This window comes from Anaerococcus jeddahensis (assembly GCF_001182725.1).
GTDB lineage: Bacteria > Bacillota > Clostridia > Tissierellales > Peptoniphilaceae > Anaerococcus > Anaerococcus jeddahensis.
On sequence record NZ_CWHU01000003.1, the window covers coordinates 68,354 to 84,376 of the forward strand.

Annotated in this window: 13 protein-coding genes; 3 read left to right on the forward strand and 10 right to left on the reverse strand. The window is 29.1% G+C overall.

Annotated features, from left to right (window positions below; all coding sequences use genetic code 11):
- Positions 1-3: 3 nt before the first annotated feature.
- From cas4 to BN2087_RS00825, 6 genes are read right to left on the reverse strand one after another with little or no spacing between them, the layout of a single operon-like run.
- Positions 4-489 carry a CRISPR-associated protein Cas4 gene (cas4, locus tag BN2087_RS00800; RefSeq protein WP_049690004.1) on the reverse strand — a complete coding sequence of 162 codons (486 nt, stop codon included), beginning with the start codon at positions 487-489 and terminating at the stop codon, positions 4-6.
- Positions 486-3,008 (reverse strand): CRISPR-associated helicase/endonuclease Cas3, encoded by a 2,523-nt coding sequence (locus tag BN2087_RS00805; RefSeq protein WP_049690005.1) that lies wholly within the window; start codon positions 3,006-3,008, stop codon positions 486-488. Before BN2087_RS00805 ends, cas4 begins: the two co-directional genes overlap by 4 nt.
- Complete coding sequence (gene cas5b, locus BN2087_RS00810; protein ID WP_049690006.1) at positions 2,998-3,735, reverse strand: type I-B CRISPR-associated protein Cas5b; 738 nt, start codon at positions 3,733-3,735, stop codon at positions 2,998-3,000. Before cas5b ends, BN2087_RS00805 begins: the two co-directional genes overlap by 11 nt.
- Before the next feature lies 1 nt (position 3,736).
- The gene (locus BN2087_RS00815) at positions 3,737-4,690 is read right to left on the reverse strand and encodes a type I CRISPR-associated protein Cas7 (RefSeq protein WP_049690007.1); all 954 of its coding nucleotides are present in this window, start codon (positions 4,688-4,690) and stop codon (positions 3,737-3,739) included.
- Complete coding sequence (locus tag BN2087_RS00820; protein WP_049690008.1) at positions 4,674-6,446, reverse strand: hypothetical protein; 1,773 nt, start codon at positions 6,444-6,446, stop codon at positions 4,674-4,676. The genes BN2087_RS00815 and BN2087_RS00820 overlap by 17 nt, the downstream gene beginning before the upstream one ends.
- A gap of 11 nt (positions 6,447-6,457) precedes the next feature.
- Positions 6,458-7,144: a CRISPR-associated endoribonuclease Cas6 gene (locus tag BN2087_RS00825; protein ID WP_049690009.1), complete on the reverse strand. Its 687-nt coding sequence runs from the start codon at positions 7,142-7,144 to the stop codon at positions 6,458-6,460.
- A 461-nt stretch (positions 7,145-7,605) separates the two neighbouring features.
- On the opposite strand from BN2087_RS00825, the gene panD reads away from it, so the two are divergent.
- From panD to BN2087_RS00840, 3 genes are read left to right on the forward strand one after another with little or no spacing between them, the layout of a single operon-like run.
- The gene (gene panD, locus BN2087_RS00830) at positions 7,606-7,989 is read left to right on the forward strand and encodes an aspartate 1-decarboxylase (RefSeq protein ID WP_049690010.1); all 384 of its coding nucleotides are present in this window, start codon (positions 7,606-7,608) and stop codon (positions 7,987-7,989) included.
- A gap of 53 nt (positions 7,990-8,042) precedes the next feature.
- The gene (panC, locus tag BN2087_RS00835; RefSeq protein WP_049690011.1) at positions 8,043-8,882 is read left to right on the forward strand and encodes a pantoate--beta-alanine ligase; all 840 of its coding nucleotides are present in this window, start codon (positions 8,043-8,045) and stop codon (positions 8,880-8,882) included.
- Between the two features lies 1 nt (position 8,883).
- The gene (locus BN2087_RS00840; RefSeq protein WP_049690012.1) at positions 8,884-9,840 is read left to right on the forward strand and encodes a bile acid:sodium symporter family protein; all 957 of its coding nucleotides are present in this window, start codon (positions 8,884-8,886) and stop codon (positions 9,838-9,840) included.
- A gap of 43 nt (positions 9,841-9,883) precedes the next feature.
- Here BN2087_RS00840 and BN2087_RS00845 read toward each other — a convergent pair whose 3' ends face one another.
- The 4 genes from BN2087_RS00845 to BN2087_RS00860 form a co-directional block, all read right to left on the reverse strand.
- The gene (locus BN2087_RS00845; RefSeq protein ID WP_049690013.1) at positions 9,884-11,104 is read right to left on the reverse strand and encodes a glycerate kinase type-2 family protein; all 1,221 of its coding nucleotides are present in this window, start codon (positions 11,102-11,104) and stop codon (positions 9,884-9,886) included.
- Between the two features lie 99 nt (positions 11,105-11,203).
- Positions 11,204-12,877: a dihydroxy-acid dehydratase gene (gene ilvD, locus BN2087_RS00850; RefSeq protein ID WP_209320236.1), complete on the reverse strand. Its 1,674-nt coding sequence runs from the start codon at positions 12,875-12,877 to the stop codon at positions 11,204-11,206.
- A gap of 9 nt (positions 12,878-12,886) precedes the next feature.
- The gene (locus BN2087_RS00855; protein WP_049690014.1) at positions 12,887-14,158 is read right to left on the reverse strand and encodes a GntP family permease; all 1,272 of its coding nucleotides are present in this window, start codon (positions 14,156-14,158) and stop codon (positions 12,887-12,889) included.
- A 122-nt stretch (positions 14,159-14,280) separates the two neighbouring features.
- The gene (locus BN2087_RS00860; RefSeq protein WP_049690015.1) at positions 14,281-15,930 is read right to left on the reverse strand and encodes a sigma-54-dependent Fis family transcriptional regulator; all 1,650 of its coding nucleotides are present in this window, start codon (positions 15,928-15,930) and stop codon (positions 14,281-14,283) included.
- Positions 15,931-16,023: the final 93 nt, after the last annotated feature.

Below are 16,023 nucleotides of genomic sequence, written 5' to 3' on the forward strand. Positions count from 1 at the left end.
CACCTAGATCTTGCAATATTCATAATAGGCACACTTTGTGCATCCTTTTATTTTTTTAAATTTTGGAATCTCTTCTTTTGAAATAAATTCTTCTATTTCATTAAGCAATTTTTCTAGCTCTTTTTCTTTTTTATCGTCCAAGTCCAGATATTCTATTTTTTTGCCTTGATTGTTTTCAACAAATTCTAATTTTCCTTTTTTGATTATTCCTTTTTTCTTTAAAATATAAAGACAATAGTAAAGTTGCCATCTGGCTGCTTCTTTGTCTGCATCTGATTTTTTGATTTCTACTAAAAATTTATCTGTAATTTTATCAACCACTATATTGTCTATTTTTATTTCAGCATTTTTCTTATTTTCGCTTTTATTTAAGTGGATTTCTTTTCCAATTTTCACAAGTTCACTGTTATCTTCGAAATTTAACTTGTTGGCAAACAAATAGCACTGTCTTTTACAATGAAAATAATAATTTATTATTGTTCCATTCATATTATGTCCCCAAATTCATCATTTTCATCTTTATAATTTAATCTTTCCTTGTAAATATATCTTTCCCCATCTTCTATATAAACAAGATTTCCTATTATGTCGTTTGCTGTTTCTATATATTTTAAAAAATCTCTTTTTGAAATTCTGTAGATAAAGTCTGACATTTGAGCTTTCTTTTCTGAAAGTTTTACAATTTTTTCGCTATATTCCATATCTTTATTTTCAATAAGATTTACGTATTGTTCCCAAATTTCAGATCCCCTTATTTCTTTTCCATCTATCTTTAAATTTCTATTTAAAAATATATCAAGCATTTGCCTATTATCATCTATCAGTTCCATATGTTTGGATATTTTTTCGAAATTTAATTTAATAAGATCTTTTTCAAAATTTATATAGGAATATTCGTCCCTATCATTTTTTGCTTTTTGTAATTTTAGGGCAAAATATCTGGAAAAATCTTTTGTTTGGAGATCTTTTCTCCTATCTTTATTTCTTAATGTCAAAATATCCTGGGCGTTTTTATAAATTTTCTTTTCATCTGCCATATCAAAAAAATATGCTACAGCATCATTTTTTAAAGCTGACCTTCCAATTCTTCCCAAAAACTGTTCTTCATTTTCAAGCATAGATATATCTTTATAACCAATATCCATATCAATATCGACCCCAGCTTCTACAACTTGACTTGCAATTAATATGGTTTTTTTCCTTATTTCACCACTTATTTCTCCAATAACTTGAGCCTTTCTTCTTAAATTGTCATCACCTGTTAAAATTAAAATATTATAATTTTCAAAAAATTCTTCCTCATTTATTAATTTAAAGAAATTTTCAGCATCTTTTTTTCTAATAAATTCAACCAATATTTTTTGATGATTTCCTATATTTTCTTTCATATGTTTTAAAAGATGGTCATAGTCAATTTTTCCCAAATCCAACAAATCATAATTTATTTTGACCCTATTTTTAAACAAAGGCTCATCAAAAATTTCTCTTGGATTTTTAATCAATTTTCCTATATTTCTCTTTTTATCCTCATCTAACAAAGCTGATAGATCTGGAAGAGTTGCTGACATAATAATTATTTTTAAATTAAAAATCTTTGCATAAATCTCCAACATTTCTATAATTTCATTCCACAAATCTTCCCTGTAGGCTTGAATTTCATCCAAAACAATGACAGAATTTGTAAGTTGATAAAGACCAAAAATATTCTTTCTTTTATTTGAAAAAAGCGTATTAAAAAGCCCTACATTAGATGTGATTATAAAAGGAGAATGGAGAAACTGTCTATCTAGGAGAGATTTTATATAATAATCCCAATCTTTCATAAAATCATCATCTTGGCCTTTTCCAATTGGAGTAATTGAATTTATTATAGAAATATTTTCTTCAATGCTGGTTTTTTTATAATATTTTAAGAGGGTATTTTTATTTTGCTCCACCAAGGTATTAAAGGGATAGGCATAGATTATTTTATTAATCTGATCATTTAATAATTTGAAAGATAAATTCATAGCAGTATTAGATTTGCCCGATCCTGTAGGAGCTTCCAGGAAAAATATATTTTTATCCCTTTCTTCTTTTAAATTTTTTTCTGCATTTAGAAAAATTTTTGTCCTAAGGTCGTTTATATTTTCTTTTTTCTCATAAGACTTACTTTCTTGGCTTTTTCTAATATTTTTTATGAGTTTTGAATTGTTATATATTTTTATAAGGTCATTTTGATCTATTTTTGGAAGCTTTGTCTTATATCCATTCATATAATCAGTTGTAGCATAAAAGTCAGCTGCAACTAAAATAGAGTAGATTAATCTTGTGTAGATGTATATTTCTTTGGATTTTGATTTTTTGAAATCTATATAAGAAGAATCCATATCAAAATCATAGATCAGATCCATAATTTCATTAGATATTTCTTCAAAATCATCAAAAAATTCTTCCTTTATATTCTTATCTTTTCTTAAATATTTTAAAGTTTTATAAAATTTACTTCTTTCATCAATAAATAAATCAAAAAAATTATTGATTGAATATGAAAAATCAGACAAATCACTATGGTGCCTTGAAATTATAAAGGCATTTAAAAAAATAATATAATAAAATTTTTCTTTTAATTCATCATCTATTTCTAAATTTCTAATTTTCCCTACACAAATATAAACATAAATAAATGATGAAAGTATAGAATGTTCTCCTTCTATTCCCAAATCTGTAAGATCTATTTCGAAATTTTTTAATTTATTTCTTTGAAATCTCGAATTTATCTTTCCCAAATCGTGAAATAGTATTACAGAATCTATTAAATCTTTAAAATGGGTATATCCTTCTTTTTCATCGAAAATACTTAGGAAAAATCTTTCAAAGACTCTTCCCAAGTTTTTTTCATCTAGAATTTTTTGGTAATATCCAAAAGTTTTATTAATATGGTCTTGTAAATTTTCTTTACTATTTCCTACCCCATCTATGTGACCTAGGTATTGATCTGGATTTTTAACTATAAAATCAAGCTTCATAAATTCCTTCTTCACTGTAAAAGACAAGTTTTAAATTATTATCTATATCTTTAAATATTACATTTTTATCTGATTTTTTCCTAACTTCTCCATTACTTGCCAAGGTTTTTTTTCTTATATATCTTTCAGTGTCTTCCTCTAAGAAAAATGGAAGATTTTCTTCATATTTATAAATCTTACTTTTTAGCCTTAGTTTAAAATCTTCAGCTAAAAATAGAGAATCTATAATATTTTCATCACCTTTTCCTATATCAACTATTTTACAATCACTAATATTTGCCATATGATCATTTGTTCCAAGATAAGGAGTAAATATTGTTTTTTTATCTAAAATATATTCTTTTATCATTTCACTTTGGTCATTTTCTAATAAAATATAAATTAGCCATGAAGGATTTTCTAGCCAAACTTGTTTTACTATTAGATTTCCACCTTCTTCGTTTGAAGCAAAAGCTGTAGAATTATTAAATATTTGCAACTTCTTATCAAAAATTCCATCATTTCCCTCTGAAACTATAGAAATTTTAAGGTCTTTTAATTTTTTATAAAATTCAGGATATTTTTCCCTGTCCTTTTCGTTATAGCCCTTGTATCCAAGAATTGCTCCCAAAAGTCCAAGAAGGGCGACTCTATGAATTTGACCATAAGTATAATATAGATAAGTATTTACATCTGGCTGTTTGAAAAAACCTGTTTTACCACTTAATCTAAATCTCAAAGCTTTCATATTAAGCCTCGATTTTTTCTCTTGTGTATATATTATAAATTTCTATATTATCTGGAAAATCAACTAAATCTATTTTTTCATTGTCATAATAAATTTGAATTTTTTCTATATCATCTCTTTTTTCTAGAATAGATTTTCCTGTGAAAATTATCTTATCCTTAAAGTTTTCTTCAGAATTTTTTTCAAATATAATATAATTTGCAAGACTTGGAAGATAAGTATCTAATTTTGTTTCAACAAACATAGAAAATTCATTGTTTGCTCCTTCTTTGGCATTTGTTGCATAGGAAGTTGCAGAATCAATTGCTGCTAATTTGAATTTTTCATAATCTTTTTCGCTATAGCCTTCTGTAACTCCTAATTTTTTGTAATCATCATAAGCTTTTGGATTTATTACAAAAGAATAGAAATAATGAGCTTCATCAGATACAATTTTATTTCCCAAAGTAGAATTTTGAGCTTCTTCTCCTGATTTACTTTTTTCTTTTGCATTAGGATCTCTAAAAGGAGATAAGATTTGTTGAACTTGAGCTTTACTGTCTTCATATTTGTTCATTCCTTGGGAAATTTGCACAGCTCCAGTTATAGAAATATTATTTCCTTTTTCTGCAAAGGTAGCTCCAAAATTTTTTACATCTGTTGCAGAAAACAAGTTAGTCAAAATTTTTTCTGATTCACCAGCTTTAATTTCTGTATCAAAAACTTGTTCATATCTTTCTTTTAAGGTTCTAGGCATCAAATTTCCCTTATCTCCTATGGTGTAACTTTTTATATAAATTACCTTCTCGCCTTGTTCAGACCATTTTTTCTTCATAGTATATTTTAAAGCCTTATCCGATCCAAAAATTTCACCTGAAGACAAAGATTTTGGAAATCCAGAAAAATCTGCATTCCAATTTGCCATTTTTGATCCTATACCAATAATTCCATAAACTCTTTTATTTAGCTCTGTCATCTTCTTCTCCTTCAATTAGTTTTTTACCATAAAGATATGATTCTCCTAAAAATCCTGCCATTATCCACTTATCATCAGCCTTTTCCTTTTCAAATTCATAAACAAGAATTTGACTTACAGCCATATTAAACCTTATATCCTTAGCGCTAATATTGTGTGCATAAGTTACAAGCAAATGTTCTAAGTTTTCAATTATCCTGGAAGTTTTTTGCCCACCCAAGAAATTCCTAATAAAGGTTAAATTTTTATCGCCAATATTTGAATAATTAAGCAATTTTCTCAAAACTTGTCCTACAGCAAAGAAGATTTCCTCGTCACCTTCAAGAGAAATATCTCCAGCTGATTCCAACTTTCTTTTCATATTTTCTTGAAAATCCATATAATTTTCCTCCTTTTTTTCATAATATTCTTTCAAAGATAAATAATAATTAAATTGGGTTATAGCCTTGGTCTTATAATCATTTAAAAGAGAATATTTAATAGAATCTTCCAAAAGTCTATTTAAAATCCTAACTATTTCTTTATTTTTATTATTTATTATGGCAAATTCCAAGCTTTTCCCATAGTTTAAAATTATCATTTTAAAATTCAATTCTTTTATGTTCAAATTCTCCAAATTATACTTATTTCTTTGGTAGTAATTATAGAAAAAAACTGAATCTATTTTATTTAAAAGTATCTTTTTTTCAGTAACAAGACCGTATTTTTCTTCTCTTTTAGAAAAATCTTCGGCTTTAGCATTTTCTGGCAAATATTCTTCAATGTATTGATTAATTTGAATTTCTATATCATCAAAATCTTTTGAATAAATATTATAGTCTAAAATTGCTGCTTCATTTTTTTCAGGATACAAGAACAATTCAAAACCTATGAAATTTTTATTTTTTTCAAAACTTATTTCCTTATTTCCAGTATTAAAATATATTCTTTTATAGCCTCTTTTGATAGATGATGAAAGATAAGAAAAAAATAAATTTTGTAATTTTGCCATATCTGCACTTATTAGGTAGGGTTGTTTTACTTTTCTAGATAAATTTTCTAAATAAGGCTTTTTATCATTTATTCCTAAATTATCATCAGAAACACCAAAAGTTTTTCCACTAACTTCTATATTATATTTATTCTTATTAAATAAATTGGTAAGTAAATACCTATCTTGCTCTCTTTGATAGGCTTTTTTTGTTTTTTCTTCATCTTCATAGATAAAAAATATTTTGAAATAATCTTTTGAGCTTGTATCAATATCAAAGATATTTTTATTATCAATATTTTCAACAAGCCACTTTTCGATTTTTTCAGCCTCACCTACATTGACGCTACCCAATTTCCCTTCATTTTCTAAGTAAAGATTTTTTGCTTCTTTATCCTTATATTTTTTGAGCGGATTTTTTAAAACCAAAAAATACCTTTCAATAGCCTCATTATTAATCTTATCTTCATAAGAATTTTCCTTGAAGAAAAAACTATAATAATTAGAACTGTGAATAGATTTTTTATTGTCAATACTTTTATTCATGTTTAAGAGATTGGAATTAAAATCCAAATCTCTAATAAAAGAATAATTTAATGGTTGATTTTCGATTTTCTTTTCTTTTTTATCATATTTTATCTTAAAACTTGGGCTAACCTCCCAAGGTCCTTCTTCTTTCATAGTAACAAGATAATATTTACCATCTTTAGGAATATATCCTCTCAAAACCATATCAGGATCTTCGTCCAAATTCTTTTTAAAAATCTCCAAACATTCTTCTAGCACATAATCACCTCCTAAATTAAATATTTGTATCCCAAAAATCCTGCACCATAAGCTGCATTTTCACTAAATGTAACACCAAGAGCAAAATAAGCTAAGTCCTGACTTCTTTTATCCATATTAATTTCAAGCTCAAGCTTATCGCCCAAAAGTTTTATGTTTTTAAATTTAAAAGCGATTGGCCCTTCATTCAAAAATTTAAGGCTTGTATAAAATTTCCCCTCTTCTATATTTTCATCAATGAAAAATTTGTATTTTTTTATTAAATTGTCTGTGATTCTCTTTTCAAATTCTTCTAAAGTCAAATTATCTTTCCAATATCCAAAATCATTTTTTATAATTATTGGATTTAAGGTAAATAATTTTGAAATAGGTGATTTTGGAATTATCCTAACATCAACAGTTAAATTTTTAAAAACCTTATCCTTATACTCAGAAAAACCATTTAACATATAATTTACAAATTCTTCATCAACCGACCTAATTCTGTACTGATAGACCATGTTTTTTTTGTAGAACTTTTTTATTGGATAAAGATTGTCGTGACAGTAGGATTTATAATTTTTAGCTTTGTGCATATCTAAAAATTTTTCATTTTCTGACAAATAAGAAATTATAGCCTTAGCAATAAATCCCAAAGAATCTGAAGAATCTATATCTTCTAATAAAAAGGTTCTTATTTTTAGTTCATAAATCTTCATTTTCTGCCTCCTTTCTAGAAAATTTAATTATAATTATTAACTGATTATATATTTATAATATCATCATTTTAAAAAATGTCAATTTTTTTACATCTCATGTTAGTAATCAAATATTTATATATTTTAATTTTTAACATTTCAATACTTATCAAGTTACTAATTAAATATATAAATACTCTACCTCTTATGAAAAATTTAACCACAAGTTCATTATTGTTTTAAAAAGTTTATATTATTTTCAAAAAAATTTCTCCCATCAAATATTGTTAATTTTATATTAATGATTTATAATACCCCTAGAGATAGTATTTAAGTTTTAAAACTATACTCTTTTACACCATTATATTTAATTTTAAAAATGAGCTTATATATTTAGTGAGACTCAAAATATTTTGTAATTTGGCAAGGATTTTGGTTTTTTTTGTATAAACTTTTTCCTTGCTTTTTTTTTAGGAGATTTTATGGAAATTGAAATGTTAAAAGGAAAAATTCATAGGGCTACTGTGACTCAGGCTGAACTTAACTATGTTGGATCCATTACTGTTGATGAGGTTTTACTCGAGGGTGCTGGAATTAGAGAGTATCAAAAAGTTCAAGTAGTCGATATTAATAATGGAAATAGACTTGAAACTTATACCATTGCTGGTGAGAAAAACAGTGGTGTCATTTGTTTAAATGGAGCTGCTGCAAGACATTTTGCACCTGGTGATAAGGTAATTATTATGGCTTATGCCTCTTATAGTGAAAAAGATTTGGAAAATTATAGTCCAAAGGTTGTTTTTGTTGATGATGAAAATAAAATCAAAAAAATTTCATCTTACGAAAAGCACGGGACTTTGTTGTAGATAATTTTAGTGGTGTATTAGGCTATCTCTAAATATTTTTAGAGGAGAAGAAAATGAAAGTTATCAAAAAAATTGATGAATTGAGAGAAATTTTAAAGGATTTCAAAAAAGAGGGCAAATCAATTGGTCTTGTTCCTACCATGGGATTTTTGCACAAGGGCCATGCAAGCCTCATTAAAAAAGCAGTTTCAGAAAATGACATTGTTGTTATTTCTGATTTTGTAAATCCTATTCAATTTGGACCAAATGAGGATTTGGAGGCTTATCCTAGAGATATAAATGCTGATAGCAAATTGTGCGAAGATTTGGGAGCTGATTTTATTTTTAATCCAGAACCAAGTGAAATGTATCATGACAAAAAAGCCTTTGTTGATATTGAAGGTCTTTCTGATAATTTGTGTGGGGCAAGAAGAGAAGGACATTTCAGGGGTGTTTGTACAGTTTGTACAAAATTATTTAATATTGTAGGCCCTGACAGGGCATATTTTGGACAAAAAGATGCCCAACAACTTTCAATTATTAAAAAATTAGTTTTTGATTTAAATATTCCAGTTGAAATTATTCCCTGCCCAATTGTAAGAGAGGATGACGGACTTGCCATGTCTTCAAGAAATACTTATCTTTCAAATGATGAAAGAAAGGCTGCTCTTTGCCTTTCAAAGGCGATTTTTGAGGGAGAAAAAATGGCAAAAGAGGGATCTTCTGTAAAAGAAGTTTTGGAAAAAATGGAAGAAATAATTTCAGAAGAAAAACTTGCAAAAATCGACTACATCAGTGCCGTTGATCTTGAAACAATAAAAGACGTGGAAAATTTCGACAAAGATACCTTGGTTGCCATAGCAGTTTACATTGGAAAAACCAGATTAATCGATAATTTTATTTATAGGGTTTAGTATGGAAAAATTTTCAAGAATTTCAGATAAAATAACTCAAAATATTGGTTTAATTATTGTAATATTTTCTGTTGTTGCCTATTTTGTCCCAGCTTATTTTTCTTGGATGACAAATTATACCACGATTTTTCTTGCCCTTGCCATGTTTGGAATGGGAACTTCAATCGAAGCCGATGCTTTTAAGAAAATTTTGAAAAATCCTAGGGATATTTTTATAGGAGCTCTGGCACAATTTACAATTATGCCCCTACTTGCTTGGATTTTAGCTCTAGGCTTTGATGTAAATAGAGATATTGCTTTGGGAATTATCCTTGTTGGATCATGTCCTGGAGGAACTGCATCAAACGTAATAACCCACATAGCTGGAGGAAATGTTTCAATGTCAGTTTCAATGACAATTTTATCAACACTTCTTGCCCCAATTGTTACACCATTTTTAGTTTATCTTTTGGCAGGAAGATGGGTTGAAGTTTCAATTTTAGCCATGTTTAAATCAGTTGTTACAGTAGTTTTAATACCAGTTTTGATGGGAATTTTTGCAAAAAAATTAAGTCCCGAAAAAATGGAAAAATCAAAATCAATTTTCCCATTGATATCATCCCTTGCAATTATTTTGATAATTTCAGGAATAATAGGAGCAAATGCAGAAAAAATTGCAAAATCTGGCCTAATCGTTTTATTAATAGTAATGATTCATAACGCTTTGGGACTTTTGTTGGGACTTGGAGTTTCTAAATTATTCAAAATGGATTACGACAAACAAACTGCCCTATCAATCGAAGTGGGAATGCAAAACTCAGGCCTTGCCATCCAACTTGCAACAGCAAATTTTGCCCTAAACCCACTAGCAACCCTCCCAGGAGCGATTTTTTCAATCTGGCACAATATTTCAGGTTCAATTTTTGCATCAATCAGAAGAAAAGACGTAAAAGAAATTGCCCTTGCTAGGGAAAAATAAATTAAAAAGCCCTGTAGGAATTTATAATCCTACAGGACTTTTTTTAATTAATCAAAACAATAGATACATCATTAACATTTGTCCCACTAGGCCCTGTTTTTATTAATTGACCTATCTCATTTAAGGCATTATAAGAATCATTATTATCCAAAACCTTATAATAATTAATATTTTTTTCCTTTAATTTATCCATAGTATAGCCATCAACAAAAGCCCCAGCTGCATCGGTTGGACCATCAGTCCCATCAGAGGAAAAAGAAATAATTTGTACATTTTTAAGCCCTCCTATATGTTTGGCACTTGCCAAGGCCAACTCTTGATTTCTTCCTCCCTTTCCATTGCCTTTAATTTTAACAATAGTTTCTCCACCAAAAATATAAGCAAGCCTTTCCTTATAAGCACTTTTGCTTTTTGCAATAGATGATAAAATATATCCTGCCTCTTTTGCCTCACAATCCATAAAAGTTGTTAAAATATCTGTCTTATAGCCTTCATCTTCCAATATTTCTTTTACTTTTAGGCACAATTGATCCACACTGCCAGAAATTTTTGTAGTAATATTAGTTAAATTTTTTTCAGTTTCTTCATTCAAACACTTTCTAGCAGCCTCAGATAAAATAAGTCCATACTTATTAACAATATTTAAAGCATCCTCGCAAGTTGAAAAATCTTCATAGGTCGGACCTGATGCTATCATGTCAGGTCTATTTCCTATAACATCAGATAAAATAATATTATAAACTTTGGCAGGATAACAATGCCTTGCAAATTTTCCACCCTTATTTTTTGATAGTCTCTTTCTAATTGTATTAATTTCAACAATGTCTGCACCCTTTTTCAAAAGTTGCTTATTAATATCTTGTATTTCTTCAAAGCTAATAAGGGGTATTTCAAAAAGAGCAGACCCCCCTCCAGAAATAAGCATCACAAGCAAATCATCCTCGGTCAAATTTCCAACTAAGTCATAGGCATATTGGCTTGCCTTAATTGTATTTTCATCAGAAATTGGATGACCCGCTTCAAAACAAATAGCCTTATCCAAAGGAGCTTTCAAATGATTATATTTAGTTATAACTACAGCTTGATCAAATTTAATATCAGATTCTAAGGCTGTTTTTGCCATTTGATAGGCTGCCTTTCCTATAGCAATCAAAATTTTTCTGCCCTTAACTTTTGGTAGGCTTTTTAACTCTCTAGTGACAGCCTTATCAGGCAAACAAGATTCAATAGATTCTTCCACAATTTTTCTAATTAAATTATCCATCCTATCACCCCAAATAATTTTCTAAACAAGTCTTTATTTAATAATTTACCCAAATATAACAAATAAAGCCCCAAAAACTTGGGACTTTATTTACAAAATTTATTCAAGAATAGCACCCTTATTAGCTGAAGATACTGCTCTTGCATATCTTACTAGGTAACCTTCTTTAATTTTTGGTTCAGGTTTAACTAGTTTATCTAGCCTTTCTTTAATTTCATCATCAGTCAAATCTATATTTATAGACCTATTTTCTATATCAATTTCTATTACATCTCCATCTTCTATTATAGCAAATGGTCCACCATCCATAGCTTCAGGAGAAACGTGGCCTATAGCTGCTCCCCTAGTAGCCCCAGAAAATCTTCCATCTGTTACTAAGGCAACATCATTATCTAAATGCATACCTACAATAGCAGATGTAGGAGTAAGCATCTCTCTCATACCAGGACCACCCTTTGGACCCTCGTATTTAATAACAACTACATTGCCTTTTTTAACCTTACCATCAAAAATTCCTTCAGTCGCTGCTTCCATGCTGTTAAATACAACAGCTTCTCCCTTATGTTTCATCATTTCTGGCCTAACTGCTGCAGATTTCACAACACATCCACCTGGTGCAATATTTCCCTTTAATACTGCTATACCACCTTGGTCATTGAATGGATTTTCAATAGGTCTAATAACATCATGGTCTCTTGTCTCTTTACCCTCTATATTTTCCTTTATTGTTTTTCCATTTATATTTTTCAAGCTAGTATTTAATAGGGATTTTTTATCTAATTCATGCATTACAGCGGGAATTCCACCTGCCATATGAAGATCAAACATGAACTTATCTCCTGAAGGACTTATGTGACATAAGTTCGGAGTATTTTTAGAAATTTCATCGAATTTTTCAAGAGATAATTCTAAACCACATTCATGAGCTATAGCTGGTAAATGTAGGGTTGTATTTGTTGAACCTGCTATGGCCATATCAACAACTATGGCATTTTTAAAGGCCTCTTCTGTAACTATATCTCTTGGTTTAATATCTTCTTTAACCAAAGCCACTGATCTTTCTCCAGCAATTTTTGCAAGAGCTATACGGTCTCCGTAATATGATGGAATTGTTCCATTATATGGAAGTGCAAGTCCCAAAACTTCTGAAAGACAGTTCATACTATTAGCTGTAAACATTCCAGCACATGATCCACATGATGGGCAAGCTGCATGAGCGTATTCTTCCATTTCCTCTTCACTTTTTTCACCTAATTTATAGGCTGCAACCTGTTCTATACATGTAGAATAATCAGCCACTTCATCCTTATAATGACCTGTTGCCATAGGACCACCACTTACAATAATTGAAGGAATATTTAACCTTAATGCAGCCATGGTCATTCCAGGAACTATCTTATCGCAGTTAGGGATTAAAACCAATCCATCTAAACCATGAGCCTTAGCCATAGCCTCTATACTATCTGCTATTAGCTCTCTTGATGCTAGAGGATAATGCATTCCAGCATGGCTCATTGCTATACCATCACACATTGCTATTGAAGGAAATTCCACAGGAATTCCACCACCAGCAGCAACTCCTAATTTGGCTGCATCTGCTAAACTTCTTAGATGAAAATGTCCAGGAACAATTTCATTAAATGAGTTTACAACTCCTATTAAAGGTTTTCTTCCTATATCTTTTTCTAATTTTCCTGTTGCATATAACAAAGATCTAGCTTCTATTCTTTCTGGTCCTTGATATACTTTTTGACTGTTCATTTTTTTACTCATTGTTTCCTCCTAAAAATTTAATCCTATTAAACCATATACAATAGTAGAAACTATTGTCATAACCAATCCTACACAAAATTCAAATGGCAACAATCTTAATTTTTCTTTGATATTCATCCTTACACTACCAGCACTTGTATGGAAAAAACTTCCATGAGGCAGGCCGTCTAGGGTATTGCTTCCTGCGTGTATCATTACTGCAGCTTGAAGAGGTTTTACTCCAAAAGATAGGATTGTCTCTCCAAAAACTTGTGATCCAACTGTACTTCCTGCTGTAGCTGATGCTGTAGCAGCCCCCATGGTTAAGCCTGTAATTGGAGCTAATAAAAATCCTGACAAGCCTAAAACATCAACTATATGTATTAGAGATTCTTTAAGGCCAGAGTTTGCTATTATTCCTGATAAGGCACCTGTTCCTAAAAGTAACAAAATTACTCCTGACATCATATTTAATCCTTTTGTAGAGAAATTCACAAAATTTTTAACTTCTTTTGTCAAAACACAAGTAATAAATCCCCCTAAAGGCAAGGCTATTAATGGATCTATCTCAATTCCCATTATAGGTCTTAGGGCTAAAAGTATTATAGAAATAAGAGGTCCTGTAATTGCTGCAAGCAGACTAGGTTTAGAAAAATTTACATTTCCTTTTTCTTCCACTAACAAAACTTCACTTCCTATGCCCATTTTATGTACTAATTTTGTTATATAAACTGTCGCTACAAAACCAAATATTGCAGGAATTATTCCCCCTATCATTACGCTTGTTAGAGGAATTTGAAAATAATCTGATAAGGCTATAGCTTGTGGATTGGGTGACATGACATTTCCAGCGTGAGTTCCTCCACACATAGCCATCATTATTACTGATTTTGAATAATTAGTTTTCTTAGCTATAACCATAGCAATTGGTGCAACTGTTAAACAGGCTACATCTGCAAAAACTCCTATAGCAGTCAAGATAAATATAGATGCTACTATAGCTATTAAAGAATTAGCTTCTCCTAATTTCTCAACTATATTTTCTGCAATAACATCTGCAGATCCAGAATTAATTAAAGCTCCAGCTAAAACCCCTGCAGCCATAATTCTAAGTAAGGTCGGAGACATTCCTCCAGCTCCATCGAACATTAATGTTACAACTTCTTTAGCATTAGCACCGCCAGCCATCCCACCTATTAAAGCACCAAGAATCATTCCATAGGCAGGTGGAGCTCCCATTACAATTACGGAAATCGCTATCACTAAAGCTATCAAAGCTCCTATTGTTGATACACTTGCCATAATTTCCTCCATTTTTTTATTATTAATCATTGTGTAAACGATTTACTTAAACTTTACCATGTTTGATTCTATTTTGCAACATATTGATTTAATATAAAAAAAACGTTTCATTTTGAAACGATTCATATTTTGTATTTTTTCATTTTTCTCCATAGGGTAGACCTACTTATTCCCAAAATTTCACTGACCTTACTTTGATTGTATTCTTCCTTTTTTAAGTGGTAGAGGATAAGCTCTTTTTCAATTTCTTCTAAATTTTTAGAATCAAAGATCTCTTTTTTACTACCTTCTTCTATTTTTTTAGTAAAGACATCTTTTCCTACTATTAATTCATTTCTGCTAAATATATAATTTTTTAATTTTTTCAATAAATAGTCTAAATTCTTATTTAGTAAGGGATTTTCACCATCAAATGTATAATCCTCAATCCCAAAGGCCATTGTTCCAAATTTTTCGTGATAATAGGCTATATAGTTATTAAATATCAGATTTAGGTCATCTTTTCTTTGTCTGGTGTTAGGTATTATTAGGGTCTGTTTTTCATCAATATAGTCTATAATTTTAGAATCTTTTTCAAGTAAAATTATAAATCTTTCTTCTATATTTTTTTTACTAATATTGCTAATTATTTCATAATCTTTAATATTTTTTATAAGTATGTTTTTTTTCTTGTATTTTAAAATTTCATCGTAACTTTCAATATTTACCTTGTCTAAGTCTATTAACAAAGTGCTATTTTTATTGATACCTATAGTAAAGTTTAAAAGTTCATTTAGGGTGTATTCATTATCTTTAATTATGAATATGGGATTTTTTTCTTTTATAAGTCTTTTTGCCTTGGCAAATAATTTTTGCATAGACTCGGACTTAGTTACAGGCATAAAATTATTTTTTATATCTAAATCATATACACCTATAGGTTTTTCATAATCACTTTCTACTTTTTTAAAATTATATAGGTAAAATTTATCTGAAGATATTTCTATAGATGATATTTCAAGGTTAACTTCCCCAATCCTAGCTTGAATATAGGGGGTATTAAATTCCTTGTTTTCAAATTCGTATTTTAGGCTTATACATTTTTCGTAAGATATGGGCATTTTTTCAAAATTTATAAACTTTGAATATATTATTTTATTGTTTTGAATTATACAATAGTCTTTATTAAATTTAGTCAAAAATTTTGACCTAATTGCATCTATTTTCTTTATTTTTTGGGTTTGATTTAAAATCATAATTGCATATTCCAAAGAATTTTCTAAACTTTCATGGCTTGTTTGGAATAATACAGTATTAAAATTTAAGTCTTTTGCGACTTTTATAGCCAGGGAATCTCCAAGTATTTGCTGGTATCCTTCTTCTTTTAATTTTATAAGAAGATTTGTTAAGTCTAGGTCATTTTTTATATAGTGTATTTTAAAATCCAAATTTAATAGTCTGATTATCTCTATTGCTCCATCTGTGATATTTGAATAAGCAATTATAGATGTTTTTGCCTGGTTGTTTTTTGCTATTAATATACTTTTTAGCAAATCATTTCCTGATGGTTTTGCATCTATTACTGGAATATCAAGATGTTTTTTTATTAATCTTGCAGTTCCGCCTCTAGAAATTATTGCATCATAACCATTGTTTTTAGCATCTATAGCGAGTTTAAGGCCATCTTCTAGCATAGCTATGCCATAGTCTATTTGGCAATTTTTGTATTTGTTTTTTAAGTCTTCTATGGGCCTTACCATAGCTTCATATGTTCCAACAATAAAAATCTTCATTAATTCCACCTATTTATATTTTCCAATGCCTAGTCTATATACCCAAAAATATAAGAACAGACCTAAATTTAATAATTCCTAGAAAAATATTAA

Bases quoted from the DNA above. Each gene is read 5' to 3' on its own strand.
- ilvD (WP_209320236.1), bottom strand. From the start codon at position 12,877: ATGAGTAAAAAAATGAACAGTCAAAAAGTATATCAAGGACCAGAAAGA.
- panD (WP_049690010.1), top strand. From the start codon at position 7,606: ATGGAAATTGAAATGTTAAAAGGAAAAATTCATAGGGCTACTGTGACT.
- BN2087_RS00855 (WP_049690014.1), bottom strand. From the start codon at position 14,158: ATGGCAAGTGTATCAACAATAGGAGCTTTGATAGCTTTAGTGATAGCG.
- BN2087_RS00845 (WP_049690013.1), bottom strand. From the start codon at position 11,104: ATGGATAATTTAATTAGAAAAATTGTGGAAGAATCTATTGAATCTTGT.
- cas5b (WP_049690006.1), bottom strand. From the start codon at position 3,735: ATGAAAGCTTTGAGATTTAGATTAAGTGGTAAAACAGGTTTTTTCAAA.
- cas4 (WP_049690004.1), bottom strand. From the start codon at position 489: ATGAATGGAACAATAATAAATTATTATTTTCATTGTAAAAGACAGTGC.
- BN2087_RS00860 (WP_049690015.1), bottom strand. From the start codon at position 15,930: ATGAAGATTTTTATTGTTGGAACATATGAAGCTATGGTAAGGCCCATA.
- BN2087_RS00825 (WP_049690009.1), bottom strand. From the start codon at position 7,144: ATGAAGATTTATGAACTAAAAATAAGAACCTTTTTATTAGAAGATATA.
- BN2087_RS00815 (WP_049690007.1), bottom strand. From the start codon at position 4,690: ATGACAGAGCTAAATAAAAGAGTTTATGGAATTATTGGTATAGGATCA.
- panC (WP_049690011.1), top strand. From the start codon at position 8,043: ATGAAAGTTATCAAAAAAATTGATGAATTGAGAGAAATTTTAAAGGAT.
- BN2087_RS00840 (WP_049690012.1), top strand. From the start codon at position 8,884: ATGGAAAAATTTTCAAGAATTTCAGATAAAATAACTCAAAATATTGGT.
- BN2087_RS00805 (WP_049690005.1), bottom strand. From the start codon at position 3,008: ATGAAGCTTGATTTTATAGTTAAAAATCCAGATCAATACCTAGGTCAC.